Below are 1,214 nucleotides of genomic sequence, written 5' to 3' on the forward strand. Positions count from 1 at the left end.
GTACTCGCCTAACATATGTGTGATGTCGACATTTCCGACCGGGTTGTTCTGTGAAAGACTACCCGTTTCAAGCAAAACTCTCCGCTGCACTGCCTTACCTTCCTCCATCACTGAAGGGTAGTGGATACCGAGATGGAGTGGCTCATCCTGCTCGATGTTGACTTCAATCCTTGAGTCAAGTGCTTCGAGTGCCGCTGTTAGCGGTTGAATCAGCTCGTCTAAAACAAACTGTCTAGCCACCCCGTCAATAGCAGCTGCTTCATCCTTCATTTTTCCTCGCCCTCGTTTGGGTTCGCGGACAACTTCCTGGCATCCTAGCAAGTCCATGGAAAATGATAGGTCAATGTCTTCCGACATCCGGTTTATCAGGTTATGGCACTTTGACAGGGAGGTGCCGCCTTTAAACACAAACGGGGTCGCGCTTCTTGCCGTTAGTTTGGGCGCTATGTCTGCATAAAGAATGTAGAGGATACAGGTGACATAGAAGTCTTTCTCAATGATGTACGCAGGTAAGTTTAGAGGGTGATATTGCTGCGCCGCCAAGAGAGCTTCTCGGCGGTCGGTGTCGTCTTCTTGGAAAAAAGGGTTCACTTTTTAGTCCTGGTGAATGGTGCTGGTTTGAAAGAATTCCTTAGCCCAACGCATTGAGGGTGGCAATGCTGAAATAAATTTCGCTTGCGATGCTGAGTCGAATGCCTGTTGAAACTTTTGGATCAACTTGGTGTCATATAGCTGCGTGGCGGATTTATCCAAGTACGTTAGCGCACTCCACATCAGCAAAGCTGTGTTCTTTACCTCTTTGTCTGCCACTTTGAAATTTTTAACAAAGTGCTGCAAAGACTCTTTGTACTCAAATTTTACTGACCTTTGCGTCAAATGAGCACGGGTTCTGACCGACACGTAGTAACTCGATACCATCGGCAATTGGGTATCCAAGCCTAATTGGTTGACAGCGGCTGCACCTGCAGGAACCACAGTCGCCTTTCTGGACTTGGTAACCACCTTAACAATCTCGGACGTTTCTAATGGCAGAGGCCCAAACCTTGACACTTTTGGTCGATAATAAGTGCCGTTCGCCAGGCGCGCGACTTTCTTGGCAGCAACCAATCGTTGAAGGGCCTTGCTGGCGGTTTGTCGACCCCCGTGGGACAGGGCATATTTAGAGGCAACCTGATCTAACGTGAAAGGCTTACCCAAATGGAGATGATTGACAT

At 48.4% G+C, this 1,214-nt stretch carries 2 protein-coding genes; both read right to left on the reverse strand.

Features of this window, described 5'->3' with window-relative positions; all coding sequences use genetic code 11:
- Positions 1-591 (reverse strand): nucleotidyl transferase AbiEii/AbiGii toxin family protein (locus tag C9J12_RS30045; RefSeq protein ID WP_146150145.1); only part of this gene is annotated, 591 nt, incomplete at its 3' end.
- Positions 592-594: 3 nt separating this feature from the next.
- The coding region (locus C9J12_RS30050; RefSeq protein WP_227876525.1) for a DUF6088 family protein at positions 595-1,214 on the reverse strand (620 nt) is incomplete at its 5' end.

Source organism: Photobacterium frigidiphilum, assembly GCF_003025615.1.
Taxonomy (GTDB): domain Bacteria; phylum Pseudomonadota; class Gammaproteobacteria; order Enterobacterales; family Vibrionaceae; genus Photobacterium; species Photobacterium frigidiphilum.